We start from the raw sequence: 15,212 nt of genomic DNA, 5'->3' as shown, positions 1-15,212 counted from the left end.
GTTCCTATTTCTTCTTGGGCGTGTGATTTTCGTGAAAGCGCGCGGCCCATCCTTTGATTGCCGTCTGGCGTCCACGCGCGACCGCCAGATCGCCGGGCGCTACATCTTTCGTGACGACTGAGCCGGACCCAACGTAAGCGCCGTCGCCAATCGTCACCGGCGCAACAAGGGACGAGTTCGATCCGATAAAGGCGCCTTTGCCAATGGTCGTTTTGTATTTGTTATAGCCGTCGTAATTGCAGGTGATGGTTCCGGCTCCGATATTGGCGTCGGCGCCCACGTCGGCGTCGCCGATATAGGTAAGGTGCGAAACTTTTGCACTATCGCCGATGATCGCTTTCTTGATTTCAACAAAGTTCCCGACTTTGGCGCCGGCTTTCAGGTCTGCGCCGGGACGCAGGCGTGCGAAAGGCCCGGCGCTTGCTTTCCCGGCGAGGCGCGCGCCTTCGAGATGGGAGAAAGGCTTGATTTCGGCATTGTCAGCGATTTCAACGCCGGGCGCGAAAACGACATGCTGGCCGATGATGACATCCTTGCCGATTTTTGTGTCCCAAGAGAAGTGAACCGTCGATGGATCGGCGAGCGTTGCGCCGTTTTCCATGGCGGTTTTGCGCATGCGGTCCTGGAAGACGGCTTCGGCTTCGGCCAATTCTACACGCGAGTTAACCCCCAGCACTTCCTCCGCGCTCGCTTCGATAACAACGCAATTTTTTCCGTCCTTGCGGGCGAGGGCAACGATGTCAGTGAGGTAATATTCTTTCTTGGCGTTCTTGTTGTCGATGTCTTTTAGGCGCGCTCGTAGGAACTCCGCATCGATCGCCATGACGCCGGAGTTGCATAAGGGGATGTTCAGTTCTTCGGCGCTTGCGTCCTTCGCCTCCACGATGGCGGCAAGCGCGCCTTTATCATCGAGTTTTAAGCGGCCATAGGCGCCGGGATCGTCGGGTGAGAAACCGAGCACCGCGACGGCGGCGCCATTGGCGACTTCTCCGGACAGCGCGCGAAGGGTCTCCGGCGTCACCAAAGGAGTGTCTGCATAAAGGACAAGCGCGGCGCCGGAAAATCCTTCGAGCGCGGGCAGGGCCTGCATGACGGCATGGCCGGTGCCTTGCGGGGGGGATTGGACGGCGACTGAGACATCGTCGCGGATTGTTTGCGCGAACTCACCCACTTCCGGCGCGTGGTCGCCGATGATGACCGCCATGCGCTCAGGCGCGAGGGCGCTCGCCGCATCCATGACATGAGCGATCATCGCCCGGCCGCCGATTTGGTGCATGACTTTCGGCAGGGCCGATTTCATTCTCGTTCCATGCCCTGCAGCGAGAATAACGGCGGCGGTCTTGAGTTCGGTCATGGTTGGTCTCAATTTCCAGAAGCGGATTTATCTGCGGGGTCGTCTATCACATTGAGGGCGAAGCGGCCTATGCCCTGCAAGTTGAGGGATTGGCGCGATTCGCGTCCGAGGGACGTAAAGGAAAAAAACAGGCAGGGTTATGGCGGAAGACCTTAAGGGGACGGCGCTTCTTTTCGATCTCGACGGCACGCTGGTGGACACGGTCGAAGATCTCGCGGCCGCCATGAACCACGCTCTTAGCGAGGCCGGGCTCGCCGCTGTTCCGACCGCCGAGGTTCGCCATCTCGTGGGGCATGGGGCGCGGCGGATGCTGATGCGCGGCTATATGGTGAGCGCCGGCCGGGAAGCCGAGGCGGCGGAGCTCGATCTCGCGATGACCCGATTTCTGGACCACTATCAGGCGAATATCGCTGTCCATTCCCGCCCCTTCGATCACGCGATCGAGATGATTGAGGGTTTTCTGGCGCGCGGCGCCCGCGCTGCGATCTGCACCAACAAGCGTGAGCAAATGGCGCGGCTTTTGATTGAGACGCTTGGCGTTTCGCCCCTTTTTGACGCGATTGTAGGCGCGGATACAACGGTGGCGGCCAAGCCTGATCCGGCGCCCGTGCGTTTTTGCCTGGAAAAAACCGGCGCCCGGCGCGCGGTCTTTATCGGTGACAGCGACACCGATATTCGCGCCGCCAAAGCGGCTGATTTACCCTGTTTTGTTGCGGATTTTGGTTACGGCCCGATCACCCTCGCCGCCGAAGCGGCGGGGCGGTTTTCGCATTACCGGGAAGCCTCCCGGCTGATCGATTCTGCGCTGCGGACCTAGCTGGCTTCAGCGCCCGCAAATTTGGTCGGCATGCCGTTGATCATGTTGGAGCGCAGGTCAGTGCGGGCCGACCGCATGGTCGAGACAAAGCCTTCGTCTTTCATCTCCACCACGACATCAAAGCCGCGTTTGCGCCAGAAATCCTGTATTTTTGCTGCGAGACGGTTTGCGCCGTCTTTGTCGCACAGGTCAGTCATCTGAATAACCCCGATCTATGCATTGAACGTTTCCACCGGCGCTGAGGATATAAGGGAAACTGATTTTTTCAAGTCTTATCCAAATATTTTTTATACCAGTCAGTTTACGGCAAAAAGCGTGATATTCTCACGGTTTGCGGTGTAACGAGTGCGCTTCATATGCGTGCTGCGAAATTTTATAGCGCATCTGGGTCAAATAATATAAGATAAACTTATAAGCAGGGAGGCGCTTATGGAATTGCCGCAAACAGCCGCCGCCAGATCCATCGGCGAGCGAATCCGTCAGGCCCGCAAGTCGCGGGGCATGAGTCAGGCAGATCTCGCCCTCAAGGTTGGCGTCAGCCAGCCCGCCATCGCCAACTGGGAGAGTGGGGTGCATGACCCGCGGCGGCTCACCCTTGCAAAGCTCGCAGACGCGCTGGACGCGCCGCTTGACTGGCTCGCCGCCGGCGACCGGTCATCGGCGGAAAGCGATAAGCACGCCGCCGCCGCCTATATCCGCCGGCCGGTGCGCCATGTTCCCGTGATCTCGCTGCGCGCCGCATCGCTCCTGGCGCAGGATGCAAACGCCGATCCGCATGTGATGGCTGAAGACTACATTCCGGTGACGATCGGGCCGGCTAAGCTTTTCGCGGTGTTCGTGAATGATCCTGCCGTCGACCTTGCATTTCTTCCGGATACAGTGGTGGTCATCGACTATCAAGACCGCCTGCCAGATGACGGTGATTTTTGTCTGGCGCATGTGAATGAGACACCGATCCTTCGCCGGTGGCGCGGTCGTCGCGACGGCGCGGCGAGGCTCGAACCCTGCTCCAGCGAAGATGGTCACCCGGTGATTGCCGTAACGCGCGCTATCTCCATCATTGGATGTGTACGAGTTTCGATCCGCGTCCATTGACGCATGGCGTCAAGCGGTACGGTCAGGCAGCGTTTTTCTGATACAGGTTCAATGTTGCAGGGAGTGCGCGTCGGGCGTCACGGTAATGGTCCGCCGTGGCCTTGCAAAGCGCCACAAGCTCTTTTGTAGAAGCGCCGCCGCGTGCGGCGTGTTCGACAGCGGCGCAGGCCTCGCCTAATGCGCGCGCGCCGACATTGACGCTCATGGATTTAAGCGCATGAGCCGCTTTGGCGATTTGTTCCTTGTTTCCGCCTTTAAGGCTCGCAGCCAATTGGCGAATTGCGTCTTGGGAGTGTTCCTCGAACAGATGTAACGCCCTGACGGGCAGATTGACGCCCGACGTTTGCATGGCGGCGATTTGGTCAAGCACAGCGGGATCAAACACAAGACCGTCTTCTGTCGTTGTCGTTGCGGCGGGCTCGCTGCTTACAGTTGGGGCTTCCTCTTTCGCACCATCGGGCCTGCTTTCGAGATAGTTGGTCAGCACCGTGCTTAGAGAGTCCAGAGTAAAGGGCTTGGTCAGATAGTCGTCCATCCCGGCCGCGCGCCAGTCATTTTCCTTGCCAGCGACATGGGCGGTGAGCGCGACAACGGGCACGCGCATTCGGCCTTTGTGCTGCTCAAAGGCGCGCAGCGCCATGGTCGCTTCAAAGCCATCCATTTCGGGCATAGAGCAATCCATCAGCACCAGATCGAACTCTTGTTGTTGCGCGAGCGCAAGCGCTTCCTTGCCGTTTCCTGCGAGCGTGACTTTAAGGTTGAGACGCGACAGCGCCTCCTGAACGACTTCGCGGTTCACAGCGCTATCGTCGGCGGCAAGCACATGTTGGCCTTTGAAGACAACGTGGCCGTCGCTGGCATTTTCTGTGTTTACGAGCGCTGCTTTGCCGCGAAGCGCATCGTCAAAGATTCGTCCAATCTGCGCCATCACTTCCTTACGGGAAAGCGGGGCCAATAGAATATCTTCAACAACACCGTTTTCAACGAGTTCATCCGGCGCCGTGTCGCCTAACTCGCAAACGCAAATGCGCGCAGGGATCCACTGCGCCTTACCCTCGCTGATAGTTTGTTGATAGACATGATAAAATGCCGGTGATGCGAAAATCATATCAGCGCAGGCGATATGTGCGCCGAAATCTGCTCCTTTTTCGACAACATGTGGAATGACGCCGCTTTCGCGCAAATATAGCGCCAACATTTTGGGCGCAGCATCGCCGTCGATCGCGACAACGGCGCGTTTTTCGCCTTCAGCTTTGCGGATTTTGGGCGGCGAGGACAACAGTTTTGTTTTCATACTGAAGAAAAAGCGCGAGCCTTTTCCAGGTTTACTGGTGAGGCCAATATCGCCTTGCATCGCTTCCACCAGTTTTTGACAAATGGCGAGGCCGAGGCCGGTGCCGCCATAACGTCGTGTCGTTGTCTGGTCGGCCTGCGAGAAGGCTTCAAAAATCGCCGCCTGTTTGTCCTTGGCGATGCCGACGCCCGTATCGGAGACGGAAAATTCTAGAACGCCTTCTGCGTTTTCCGAGCTTTCATGACCGGCTTTCAGCGAAACGGAGACGACAACATGACCTTCTTCGGTGAATTTCAACGCGTTATTGACGAGATTTGAAAGAACCTGACTGATGCGCACCGGATCGCCTTCCACCACTTCCGGTGTATTCGCAGCCACATAGGCCGCGAGGTCGATATTTTTCGAAGCGGCGCGTTCCCAGAAAAGGCTGACCACATCATCCAGAATATCGGCGGGGCGCACAGGGATAGTTTCCAGTTCAAGGCGGCCAGCCTCGATTTTGGAAAAGTCGAGGATGTCGTTGATGATGGCCAGAAGGCTCTGGCCTGATTTCGCAATCACTTCTGCATAGCGCTTGTGACGCGGCGCCAATTTGGCTTTGCTGAGCAGATCCGCCATGGCGAGCATGCCGTTCATCGGTGTGCGGATTTCGTGGCTCATCGTTGCAAGGAAATCTGACTTCGCCATATTGGCGGCCTCAGCGGACTCTTTCGCTTTGCGCATTTCCTGCGTTCTGATGTCAACGGTTTTCTCCAGCGTGCGCTGGTGTGTTTGCAGCTTGCTGTCGCGTTCCTGAATCTGGTCGAGCATGGTGTTGAATGTGTCGACCAGCTGCGCAATTTCTTCGTCTTCCACCGGTTTTGCCCGCACGGAAAAATCATCAGACTCGCGCACACGTCCCATCACTTTTGACAGATTTAGAATGGGCTGTGTGATCGTGCGCTGCATTTTCAGCGCGATCAGGACGCCGATTCCGCCCGCGAAAGCGGCGGCGACGAAAGCGTCATAAAGTAACTGACCAATACGCTCGGACAGAGAATTGGTGTTTGCGTGGAGTGTCAGATACGCAATGGTTTCTCCGCCACGAATGACCGGCACTGTGGCGGTCGCCGACCGCGACGTCAGCATGCCAAGCGCTGTGTTCTCCTCGAAAAGCTTGACGCCGTCATTGCGAACCGTTGTCGCGCTGCCAAGCTCGACAAATGTCACATCTTCCGAGAGAGAAACGCGTACATATTCGATGCTTGGGATGTAAGAGATGGCGCGCAGAGAGTTCAGTGTCGCCGCTTTGTCTTTTTCATAGACAGTTTCGGAAATGGCCGTCGCGAAGATATTGGCCGAGGCGTAGAGTTCCGCGCGCTTACCCGCGCCGAATTGGCTCATTTCACGCATAACCGAGGAGGCCGTGGCGATTGCCACGGCGCCAAATATGGCGACGATGACAAGCGTGGTTAACCGGCTGCGCAGGGTCTGTTTGCGCTTCGACATGCTCAAAGGCCTCTTCCCCCGCCACGGTGCGAGACGGCGATATTGGCGGCAATTGCTTGAAATTTGCTTTCCCGAAGATGAATGAACGGGGTGGAAATCGCTTGTTAAGATAATTTTGCGTTAATCGGCCGTCGGACGCACCTCTTTGTGCGCCGCATGTGGGAGATCAGCCAGCCGTGGACGCCGAGCGGAAGATCATACTTGCCGATGATGATGCGATTATGCGTGAGCTCGCCAACGCGAAGTTGCTTGAGGCGGGTTACCAGGTTGTAACCGCCTGCAACGGCGCTGAAGCGTTGAGCCTTCTTAAAAGAGAAGGCGCCGATATGGTCATTTCCGACCTGGACATGCCGGTCATGAATGGTTTTGAACTGACGGAAGCTATCCGCAGCGACAGCGCTATCGGAGAAACGCCGGTCATGGTGATCACGGCAAGCGATCGCGGCGACGCCGTTGATCGCGCCTTTGCGGCTGGCGCCACATCATTTCTCGCCAAACCGATGAACTGGTCATTGTTCCATCACGCCGTGAAATTCGTCTTGCGCGCAAATGATGACCGTAAGGCGTTGAAGGCGGCGCGCGATCAGGCGGAAGCGGGCGCGAAATTCAAGGATAGCCTGATGTCGGTGATGAGCCATGAATTAAGGACACCGCTCAACGCTATTATCGGTTTCGGCCAAATCATCGCTGACCAGTTTTCAAAACAGAATGACAATCTGCATAAAGAGTACGCAGACTATATCGTTGACGGCGGTCGCCGCTTGTTGAACTCAGTGTCGGACATGCTGCTTGCGTCCGATGCGCGTTCCGGTCCGATTGTGCTCAACGAAACCGATGTGAGCCTTGGCGTCCTGGTGGACGATGCGCTCGCCGGTGTGGAAAAAACCTTGCGTCTCGCTGAAGCGTCGGTTTCGTTGAAGCTGTGTTCGCGTGAGGTCGAAGTTTGTTGCGACCGGGCTCTTCTCGCCCGGGCGATCCGAAAGCTCGTGGACAATTCCGTTAAGTTCGGGCCGCGCGGCGTTGAGATTGTTCTTGGGGCTGCTCTCACGCGCCAGGGCGGTCTCGCCATCATGGTCAAGGACAATGGTCCCGGGGTCAAAGCGGAACGGATGGAGGAATTGACCGCGCCATTCGCTCAGCTCGATATGTCGTTGCGCCGTTCCCGGGAGGGGCTTGGGCTAGGCCTGCCGCTGGTCAAGGTCATCGCTGACGCCCATGGCGGGTCTTTTCGCCTTGATTCCAGACCGGATGAAGGCGCGCGGGCGATCATCATGATGCCGAAGTCTCGCATTATGACAACGTCGGCGGCAGGGGCTGGCGACAGCGGTGAGCGGCAACAGGTCGCTTGACCCATTCTGTCAAATGAGTATGAACAGCCTTCCTCCGGGAGGCGGGCAGCCGTCATTCCGGATCGGGCGCGTAGCTCAGCGGGAGAGCACTACGTTCACACCGTAGGGGTCACTGGTTCAATCCCAGTCGCGCCCACCATTTTGAGAATAGAATAATAGCAAATAGCATTTGCGTGAAATGTTGCTGACGTCCCCAGCATAGCATGCCTTGAAACCTGAGTGCATAGTAACGATCAAGTAATCTAAATTTCAAACCGACCTTATGCCAATTGGTTGTATTTATTGCATTTCCCGACAATAACAGGAATGTTGGCAGGTGCTTTACGGATAACGACGGATGGCGATGAAAGTCAATCTTGTACGGCGCGCAGAAATCGGCGTGGAACGCCGCAGGCGCACGCGCGCGGGAATGCTCCGCGCTGGGTTTCATCTCATTGGCCAAGAGCATGGGCGTTTCCAGCGGATTGAGGACATCTGCGCCGAGGCTAGCGTCTCGCGTGGCACATTTTACAATTACTTCAGCGGACTTGAAGACTTTTACGGCGCTTTGTCTTTCGAATTGTCGTCCGATTTTGAAGTCGCCGTTGAAAAACAGATGCAACGCCTGACGACGGTATCGGCCCGAACGGGAGCTGCGATCCGCTATCACCTTCACGCCGCCAGACAGAATCCGCACTGGGGATGGGCGATGCTCCACACCAGTATCGACAAGGAGATTTTCGGACCTGAAGCGGCAAAACGCGTCAAAACGACCATTCAAGAGGGCATCGATAGCGGTGAATTTCACGTCGCAAACGCCGAAGCTGGAAAGTCGCTGCTGCTTGGCGCCAGTCTCGGCGCCACCTTGGACATTCTTTATCGGCGTGCGCGTAAGGATTATCCCGAAGATGTGGCATTTTCGATTTTGACTGGCCTTGGCGTTACGAAATCGCGCGCGGGCGCTATTGTCCGCAGCGCGCTTCCTGAACTTGAGCCGATTATGGACGCCGATGAATCGAGTCCAGTGAATTTCTGGTCCGAAGAAGTGTAAACCGCATAAAAAGGGCCCGTGAACGGGCCCCTTTTTCTTCGCTAATAATAATAAAATCAGAAGCTGAATGTCACCCTGCCGCCATAAGTGCGCGGCGCGCCGATAGTGACATAGGCAAGCGGCGGCACGAAAGCCTGAAGGCTGCCGCCTGTATAATAGGGCTTGTCGGTCAGGTTGCGGCCGAAAAGGCTGACCGACCAGGTCCCGTCCGGCGACACATAGCTGAGATCGGCATTGAGCAGTGTGTAGTCGTCCGCGCGGACGTTGGGAACGAATTCCGTGCTGAGCCAGCGGCTCGACACATATTGCATGTCCACATGGGGGGTCAGCGTGGCCCCGCCGCCCAATTCGAAAACATGGTCATAGCTTGCCGTGGCCGTGACTTTCGGCGTTCTGGAAAGTTGAAAGCCGCTGCAATCGAGCGTCGTCACCAGCGTGCCGAAGGTTGCGCCGGGGAACGGGGCGCTGGGTGTGCAACCCGTCGAGGCCGGATTGAACAACGGCGATCCGAAAATGCTGAACGCCGTGTCGTAGGAGAACTCGTTATACTTCGCGTCGTTGTACTCAACGAAGAAACGCAGCGTGTCGTTCGGCGTCGGCATGGCGATGATGTCGACATTGCCGCCCTTGATCTTGGCGTTGCCCGCATTCTGGGTGAGAAGGCTGACATTGCCCAAAGGGTCGAACACGACTGAGGCAACCTGGCTGTCCTCATAGGTCCAGTGGAAGAGTTCGGCGTTGAATTGCAACCGGCCATCGAAGAAACGGTTGCGGAAACCAAGCTCCAGGGCGCGGAGTTTTTCCGGGTCATAGGTGGCGAGCGGCTCCACCGTCTGGTTGTGTCCGCCCGCCTTGAAGCCTGTGCTGGCGTTGAAGAACACCATGCTGTCCGGAGCGATGTCGAGCTCGACGCCTGCTTTCCAGGTGAGCGAGTCGAAGCTTGTCTTTCCGCCGAACTCTACAAGCAACGCCGGCAGCGGCGTCATCGGCGGAACGCTGGCGGGGCTGTTGGTGTAGATGTCGCCTATAACGGTGGAGCTTTCATCCGTATAGCGTAATCCGCCCGTAATACGCGCCCAGTCGGTGACGCTGAATGTAGCCTGGCCGAAAGCAGCATAGCTTTTCACGTCCGGTGCGAAATGGATGATATTGTCCTGCAGAATGCCTTCGTAAATCTGTTGTTCGGACACCTGTTTTTCACTGAAAAAATAGAAACCTGCGACCCAGCTTAAGCGGTCGGTTTCGTTGCTGAGGCGCGCCTCCACCGAGGTCGCTTCCGACGTGCCTTCGGGAATGGTGTTGCGCAGGCCGGCCGGATAGTTGCGTTCGGAAATGACCGCGTCGCGATAAGCGGGCAGCACGGTCAGGGTTGCAAAGCCGAGATCGACATTAAGCTCCGCGCTGACGCTCCAGAACTGGTTGTCGCGATAGTTGTCCGTTCCTACGGGCGGCACGATAAAGCCGAGCGGCGGCGTCGTGGTGAGGATCGCATTGGCTTCCGGACTGGACGATGAATCCCAAGGGTCCGTGCCGGGGATGCGCGGCAGGAATACGGTGCCCGGACCGCGGCCGTCCTCGTCGGCGTAGTCGGCGTTCAGAAGAAGCGAAACGGTTTCGGATGGCTCCCACAGGAAGCGCACGCGAAAAGCCTGTTTCACATCGTCGTCATTGCCGTCGGAAAGATAGCCGTCGCGATCGATCACGCCGAATGATGCTCGTAGGGCGGCGTTCTCGCCCAAGGGAACATTGAGGGCGCCTTCTCCGCGCTTGCGCGAATAGTTTCCGTATTCAAAGGTCGCATAACCGCCGAACTCGCCGAGCTCTGGCCTGTTGGTGATGAGGTTGATGGCCCCGCCGGAGGCGTTCCGGCCGTAGAGTGTTCCCTGTGGACCTTTGAGCACTTCCACGCGTGAGAGGTCGAAGAAGCTGCTGTTCACGCCTTGCGGCCGGGCGATATAGACGCCGTCTATATTGACAGCGACGGCAGGGTTCGAAAGGGCGCTCGCCGCGAAGTCGCCGACACCGCGGATATAGATTTGCGCGGCGTTGCCGCCGGCGCCGATCTGGATGCCCGGCACAAGGCGGTTAAGATCGACCGCCTGGCTGAGCTGGCCCCGCGCCATGGCTTCGGGGTCGAGGACCTGAATGGAAAGCGGCGTTTCCTGAAAGGACTGTTCGCGCCTCTGCGCCGTGACGACAATGTCGTCGACGCCGTAGCGTGCGCTGGCGGGCGCGTCGCCGTCGTCTCTGGTTTGCGCAAAAACCGGCCCTCCCGAAACAAGCGCAGCCGCACCCGCGAAGCCGTAAAGCTTCGTTTTGAATTTTCTCATGTTTGCCTCCCTAATCCTTCTTACTGTTATGTGTTTTTATTTTTGTTTTGCGTTTATGTTTTCAGACAGGAACGCGGCCGCCGCTTCCGCAAAGCGCGGATCGTCAGGCAAGTCGATATGTCCTGTTTTCGATAGCGTCATTGAAGCGCAGCCTGGAATGCAGTCAGCGAGCTCTGTAACCGGCGCCACGCCTTTGTCGTTTTCGCCATTGATGAAAAGAATTTTGGCTTTGACGCGCGCAAGGCGCTCGCGGGTGAACTGCGGATTGGGCGCGCGGCGCAGTACGGCGGCAAGCGCTAAAGGATCGCTACGGCTCGGCGCCGCGTAACGGATCATCATTTTGACGGGTTCAGGCGCGTCGTCGACAGCGCCGGATTCGAGAACATCCGCGACGGCCTCAACACCGCGTTCCGGCGCAAAGACATTCGCGCCGACGCCGCCCAGTACGAGGCGGCGAAAGCGCCCCGGCTTACGGCATTCAAGTTCGAGAAGTAGCTTGGAGCCGAGCGAAAACCCAACCGCGTCCTCGATGTCGTCCCTAATGTCTTTCTCCGCCGCGCCCGCGAGATCGCCGTAGTCTGCAGCGTCATGGGACGCCGGCCGCCTTCCGTGGCCGGGTAGGTCTAAGCCGGCGACGCTGAGCCCGGCATCGGCGAAAATGTCATGCCAGAAGGCTGCGCCATAGGTGGCGTCGAACGAACCGCCCCAGCCATGAGCGAGCAAGACCGGAGGAAGTGCGGCGCGATCGTTCATGCGCGTTTCTTTCCCGCATGGGCCAGGCCAAGGCCGAACCCAAGGGTCGATTGCGGCGTGAAAAAGTCAATTTCAATAGGGCTGGAGCCGGCGGCGAGGCTCGCCGCTCCCGCTGCAATCCACATGCGCACTTCGCCGCCGCCGGAACCGCCGCCGGCCAGGACAAGTTCGTCCGTCCACGCATCGAATGCACGGAGATCGCCGGCAAAAGCGTCGAGAAATTTCTTGTCCCAGTCCGGATTGGCCGCAACAGGACTTTCGCCGCCTTTCAACAGGTCCTCGGCATGTCCGGTCATGATCTGGCGCACTGTCTCGAGCGATTCCTGTAAATTGAGGCCGAGCTTTTCGTGCCCATGCACCATGATGTCGCGCACGTCCTCGTTCGGCGCGTCTTCATATTGCGGAAAGATCATGGAGACGTCATGGGAGAGACCGCCCGAGCCTAAAAAGGCGACGCGCTTGCCAAGCGACGACGCCCAGCTCCCGATCGCCTCCCCAAGTTCGCGACAGCGTTTCAGCGATGGGCGGGGGCGGTAATGGGAATTGATGAAAACCGGAATGACGGGGATTGAATCGAGCCGGCCGACAAGAAAGGCTTCAAGCACGGCGGAAAAGCCGTGATCCACCTTCATCGCGTAAGAGGTGGCGATGTCGAATTCTTTTTCGACCAAGTTGTCCGCCAGATCGATGGCGAGGTCCGCAGGCACGTCAAGCGCGCCGGGCGCGCCGCCCCAATCCTCAATGGCTTCGGCGGACTGGCCGATGACGAAGGATGGCATCAGCGACAGATGCATGGTGTTCACATGATCGCCGCCGAAAACAATGACCAGCTCCGGCTCGTATTTCTGAAACTCGCTCACCAGCCTGTCATATTCCGCCCAGAAATCTTCATTGTGATGACGCGCCTGAAGCTTCAGCATCGGCGCATGCGGAACGCAGGCGCAAAAAGCGTCGCGCATGGCGGAGGCTTCATTTTTGCCCTTGGCGAAGGCGGGCGCTGCGTCACCGGCGAAAATGCTGTCGCCTTCGATTTTCACAATGCGCCAGGTCCCGTCAGGCGTTCGGGCGCAGTGAAATTCGAAGTCGCCAACGCCGCTCGGCGCTTCCGAAGGAAGCGGCAAAGTTCCGGCGCCGGCGTAAACCTGAAGGGTTGCATGAAGCCTCGCGGTGCGGTCGCCTGTCAGAGACATCCGGTAATTTGAAACCACATGGCGCGTGACGCGCTTCTGCGCCTCATTGGCTGTTTCGCGCTTGCGAAGAAAGTCGACGATTTGTTCGCGTCCCGAGAGGGTTAACGCAGCCAGTCGCATGACGGCGTCTTCAGAGAAGAAGTCTGCAAAATCTTTTTCAGCGCCGGGCTGCCGGTCGACCCGCGCCCAGTATTGCTGGACGAGGCGGCGCACTTCGTAATCGACGCCGGCGGCGCTGTTTTGCAAGTCGCCCGTCATTCACTCTCCTCCGGGCGCTGTTTTTTTGTTGACTTTGCGCTCCGGTTTGTAGCTAATTCCAAATTGAACAATTCGTCAAGTTGAAAAATTTGATACCATAAACGGAAAAGCGCACCCTGACGGCGGTCAGATCTAAGTGCTTCGGTTTGCAATCGGGAGGAACTGAGCGTGGCCTTGCTCAAGAATGTCTGGCATGCAGCCGCCTGGTCGCAGGAGGTTGGAGATAAACCCTTTGCGCGCACTATCGCCAATGAACACATATTGCTTTACCGCAAGGCGGGCGGCTCTATTGTCGCGTTGAACGACACTTGTCCGCATCGGTTTGCGCCATTGCATCGCGGAAAAATCGTCAACGGCGAAATCGAATGCGGCTATCACGGTCTGCGGTTTAATGACAAAGGCGCGTGCGTTCACAATCCCCATGGCGATGGGACCGTTCCAAAGTCAGCGGCGGTCAAGGTGTATCCCGTGGCGGAGAAAGACACGCTGATCTGGGTGTGGCTCGGCGACCCGGCGCGCGCCGACAAGGCGGCGATCCCTGAATTTCCCTGGCTCAATGAAACCGACACATATGATTTTTCCGGCGGACATGTAATGCATATGCCTCTCGCCTGGGATTTAATCCTCGACAATCTTCTCGATCTTACGCATGGCGCCTATCTGCATCCGGACACATTGGCGCCGACGCCGGATCTGCGAACGGAAACGAATCTTCGGCGCGATGGCGACCGGGTTTACTCGCTCCTCTCAACATTCGACGCGCCGCCGCCGCCGATCTGGACGGCGACAGGCGCAGCGACCGGCAAGGTGCATGTAGACACATGGCTTGAAATGCGCTGGGACGCGCCGGCGACCTTTTTTCTCGATGTCGGCGTCATGCCGACCGGTCATGGCCGCGAAGATGGCAACGCCTTGCCGACGGTGCATATCATCACGCCGGAGACGGAAGAGACGTCGCATTATTTCTGGAAAATGTTCCGCAACTTCAGTCGCGGCAATCCGAAGGTCAGCGAGGTGATGGAGGAGTTTGCGACCCGCGCCTTCCAGGATGAAGACAGACCCATGATTCGCGCGGTGCAGGAGCGCATGGCGGGCCGTGATTTCTGGGAGATGGATCCGGTGCTGTTGCCGACCGACGCCGCCGCGATTCAGGCGCGCCGCATGATCAAGAAATTGCTGAAGGAAGAAGCGGATGAGGCCGCCGGCGGAGCGGCGCGCTCATGAAGCTGGCGACGATTGTGATGGATGGCCGGCGTGTCGGCGTTTTTGAATATGCGCCCGGAAAGCTTGTTTCTTTGTCAGCGCTCGATCTGGGTTGCGATAGCGTGCGCCATTTTATTGAACTCGGCGATGAAGCGCTGGCGGCGGCGCAAAATTACGAAACTGAACGCGACGAAGATTTAATTAATGCGGGCAATGCGGAATGGGCCGCTGTGATCCCGGATCCCACGAAAATTCTGTGTATCGCGCTCAACAATTCCGCCGCGGATTCGCAGCTTACCTATCGTCCAGATTTTCCTGTCTACTTTCCGAAACTGCCTTCGGCGCTTACCGGGCACCTGCAAGCCGTAGACCTCTACCCTCATTACGGTCTTGTTCATCCCGAACCAGAAGTGGCGGTCATTATCGGCAAGCAAGCCAGGAACGTCTCTATTGATGAGGCGATGGAGCATGTTTTTGGCTACACGATCTTCAACGACATCACATCAGTGGGTATGCGCAAGGAAGACCGTTTCGTCGCCGAATACCCTATCCCCGACGGCAAGGGCGGCTTCACGCCAACGACTGAACATGTGGTCTATCAGGGGCGTTACAAAAGCGCTGATGGTTTTGCGCCCATGGGGCCTTATATCGTGCACAAGAAGGATGTGCCCGATCCGATGAAGCTGCGCGTCCGGTGCTGGCTGGATGACGACGTTCTGATGGACGACAATACCAGCGCGTATCATTTCTCCATACCGGAAGTCATCTGCTGGATATCTCAACATGCAACGCTGCAGCCGGGCGACGTCATTCCGCTTGGCACCGCGCTTCATCCGGATGAACATCGCCGGCCAATCTCCTATGGAAACCTCAATAAATTCGGTGACAAGGTGACAATTGAGATCGAAACGTTAGGGCGTCTGGAATCGCCTATTCGACGGGTTGATGCGCTAGATCCCAGGACGTCTTTCGCAAGCGCTAAATGACATGAGCCTCCCCGAAAAATGGGGGAGTTCGTCACGTAAATTAAGTGCGCTCTCCCATGCCTGCC

At 57.7% G+C, this 15,212-nt stretch carries 12 protein-coding genes and 1 tRNA gene; 7 read left to right on the top strand and 6 right to left on the bottom strand.

Annotated elements, in window-relative coordinates:
- Window positions 1-4 precede the first annotated feature (4 nt).
- Window positions 5-1,354, bottom strand: a complete 1,350-nt coding sequence (gene glmU / locus ACFC5L_RS00545; protein WP_375202234.1) for a bifunctional UDP-N-acetylglucosamine diphosphorylase/glucosamine-1-phosphate N-acetyltransferase GlmU — start codon at window positions 1,352-1,354, stop codon at window positions 5-7.
- Between the two features lie 139 nt (window positions 1,355-1,493).
- On the opposite strand from glmU, the gene ACFC5L_RS00540 reads away from it, so the two are divergent.
- Window positions 1,494-2,171, top strand: coding sequence for an HAD-IA family hydrolase (locus ACFC5L_RS00540; RefSeq protein ID WP_375202235.1), 678 nt, complete (start codon window positions 1,494-1,496; stop codon window positions 2,169-2,171).
- Here the strand turns inward: ACFC5L_RS00540 and ACFC5L_RS00535 are convergent.
- A complete protein-coding gene (locus ACFC5L_RS00535) occupies window positions 2,168-2,368 on the bottom strand; it encodes a phosphoglycolate phosphatase (RefSeq protein WP_375202236.1) in 201 nt (66 codons plus the stop codon). The two genes, ACFC5L_RS00540 and ACFC5L_RS00535, sit on opposite strands and share 4 nt — an antisense overlap.
- A gap of 232 nt (window positions 2,369-2,600) precedes the next feature.
- Between ACFC5L_RS00535 and ACFC5L_RS00530 the strand changes: the two genes are divergently transcribed.
- Window positions 2,601-3,266: a helix-turn-helix domain-containing protein gene (locus ACFC5L_RS00530; RefSeq protein ID WP_375202237.1), complete on the top strand. Its 666-nt coding sequence runs from the start codon at window positions 2,601-2,603 to the stop codon at window positions 3,264-3,266.
- Window positions 3,267-3,288: 22 nt separating this feature from the next.
- Here the strand turns inward: ACFC5L_RS00530 and ACFC5L_RS00525 are convergent, their stop codons facing one another.
- Window positions 3,289-6,048 carry an ATP-binding protein gene (locus ACFC5L_RS00525; protein ID WP_375202238.1) on the bottom strand — a complete coding sequence of 920 codons (2,760 nt, stop codon included), beginning with the start codon at window positions 6,046-6,048 and terminating at the stop codon, window positions 3,289-3,291.
- A gap of 176 nt (window positions 6,049-6,224) precedes the next feature.
- Here ACFC5L_RS00525 and ACFC5L_RS00520 point away from each other — a divergent pair, with 176 nt between their 5' ends.
- The 3 genes from ACFC5L_RS00520 to ACFC5L_RS00510 all read left to right on the top strand — a co-directional run bounded on the left by ACFC5L_RS00520 (window position 6,225) and on the right by ACFC5L_RS00510 (window position 8,427).
- A complete protein-coding gene (locus tag ACFC5L_RS00520) occupies window positions 6,225-7,397 on the top strand; it encodes an ATP-binding response regulator (protein WP_375202239.1) in 1,173 nt (390 codons plus the stop codon).
- Window positions 7,398-7,461: 64 nt separating this feature from the next.
- Window positions 7,462-7,536: transfer RNA gene (locus tag ACFC5L_RS00515), tRNA-Val, on the top strand.
- Window positions 7,537-7,734: 198 nt separating this feature from the next.
- Window positions 7,735-8,427, top strand: coding sequence for a TetR/AcrR family transcriptional regulator (locus ACFC5L_RS00510; protein ID WP_375202240.1), 693 nt, complete (start codon window positions 7,735-7,737; stop codon window positions 8,425-8,427).
- Window positions 8,428-8,483: 56 nt separating this feature from the next.
- On the opposite strand, the gene ACFC5L_RS00505 is transcribed toward ACFC5L_RS00510, so the two are convergent.
- From ACFC5L_RS00505 to ACFC5L_RS00495, 3 genes are read right to left on the bottom strand one after another with little or no spacing between them, the layout of a single operon-like run.
- Window positions 8,484-10,757 (bottom strand): TonB-dependent receptor, encoded by a 2,274-nt coding sequence (locus tag ACFC5L_RS00505; protein ID WP_375202241.1) that lies wholly within the window; start codon window positions 10,755-10,757, stop codon window positions 8,484-8,486.
- Window positions 10,758-10,793: 36 nt separating this feature from the next.
- A complete protein-coding gene (locus ACFC5L_RS00500) occupies window positions 10,794-11,510 on the bottom strand; it encodes an alpha/beta fold hydrolase (RefSeq protein WP_375202242.1) in 717 nt (238 codons plus the stop codon).
- A complete protein-coding gene (locus ACFC5L_RS00495) occupies window positions 11,507-12,958 on the bottom strand; it encodes a DODA-type extradiol aromatic ring-opening family dioxygenase (RefSeq protein ID WP_375202243.1) in 1,452 nt (483 codons plus the stop codon). The genes ACFC5L_RS00500 and ACFC5L_RS00495 overlap by 4 nt, the downstream gene beginning before the upstream one ends.
- A gap of 168 nt (window positions 12,959-13,126) precedes the next feature.
- Between ACFC5L_RS00495 and ACFC5L_RS00490 the strand changes: the two genes are divergently transcribed.
- The gene (locus ACFC5L_RS00490) at window positions 13,127-14,182 is read left to right on the top strand and encodes a Rieske 2Fe-2S domain-containing protein (protein WP_375202244.1); all 1,056 of its coding nucleotides are present in this window, start codon (window positions 13,127-13,129) and stop codon (window positions 14,180-14,182) included.
- The gene (locus ACFC5L_RS00485) at window positions 14,179-15,147 is read left to right on the top strand and encodes a fumarylacetoacetate hydrolase family protein (protein ID WP_375202245.1); all 969 of its coding nucleotides are present in this window, start codon (window positions 14,179-14,181) and stop codon (window positions 15,145-15,147) included. Before ACFC5L_RS00490 ends, ACFC5L_RS00485 begins: the two co-directional genes overlap by 4 nt.
- Window positions 15,148-15,212: the final 65 nt, after the last annotated feature.

It is taken from the genome of Hyphococcus sp. (genome assembly GCF_041986965.1).
Classification (GTDB): domain Bacteria; phylum Pseudomonadota; class Alphaproteobacteria; order Caulobacterales; family Parvularculaceae; genus Hyphococcus.
The sequence above is the reverse complement of the archived record's forward strand: the minus strand, read 5'-3'. Positions and strand labels throughout refer to the sequence as shown.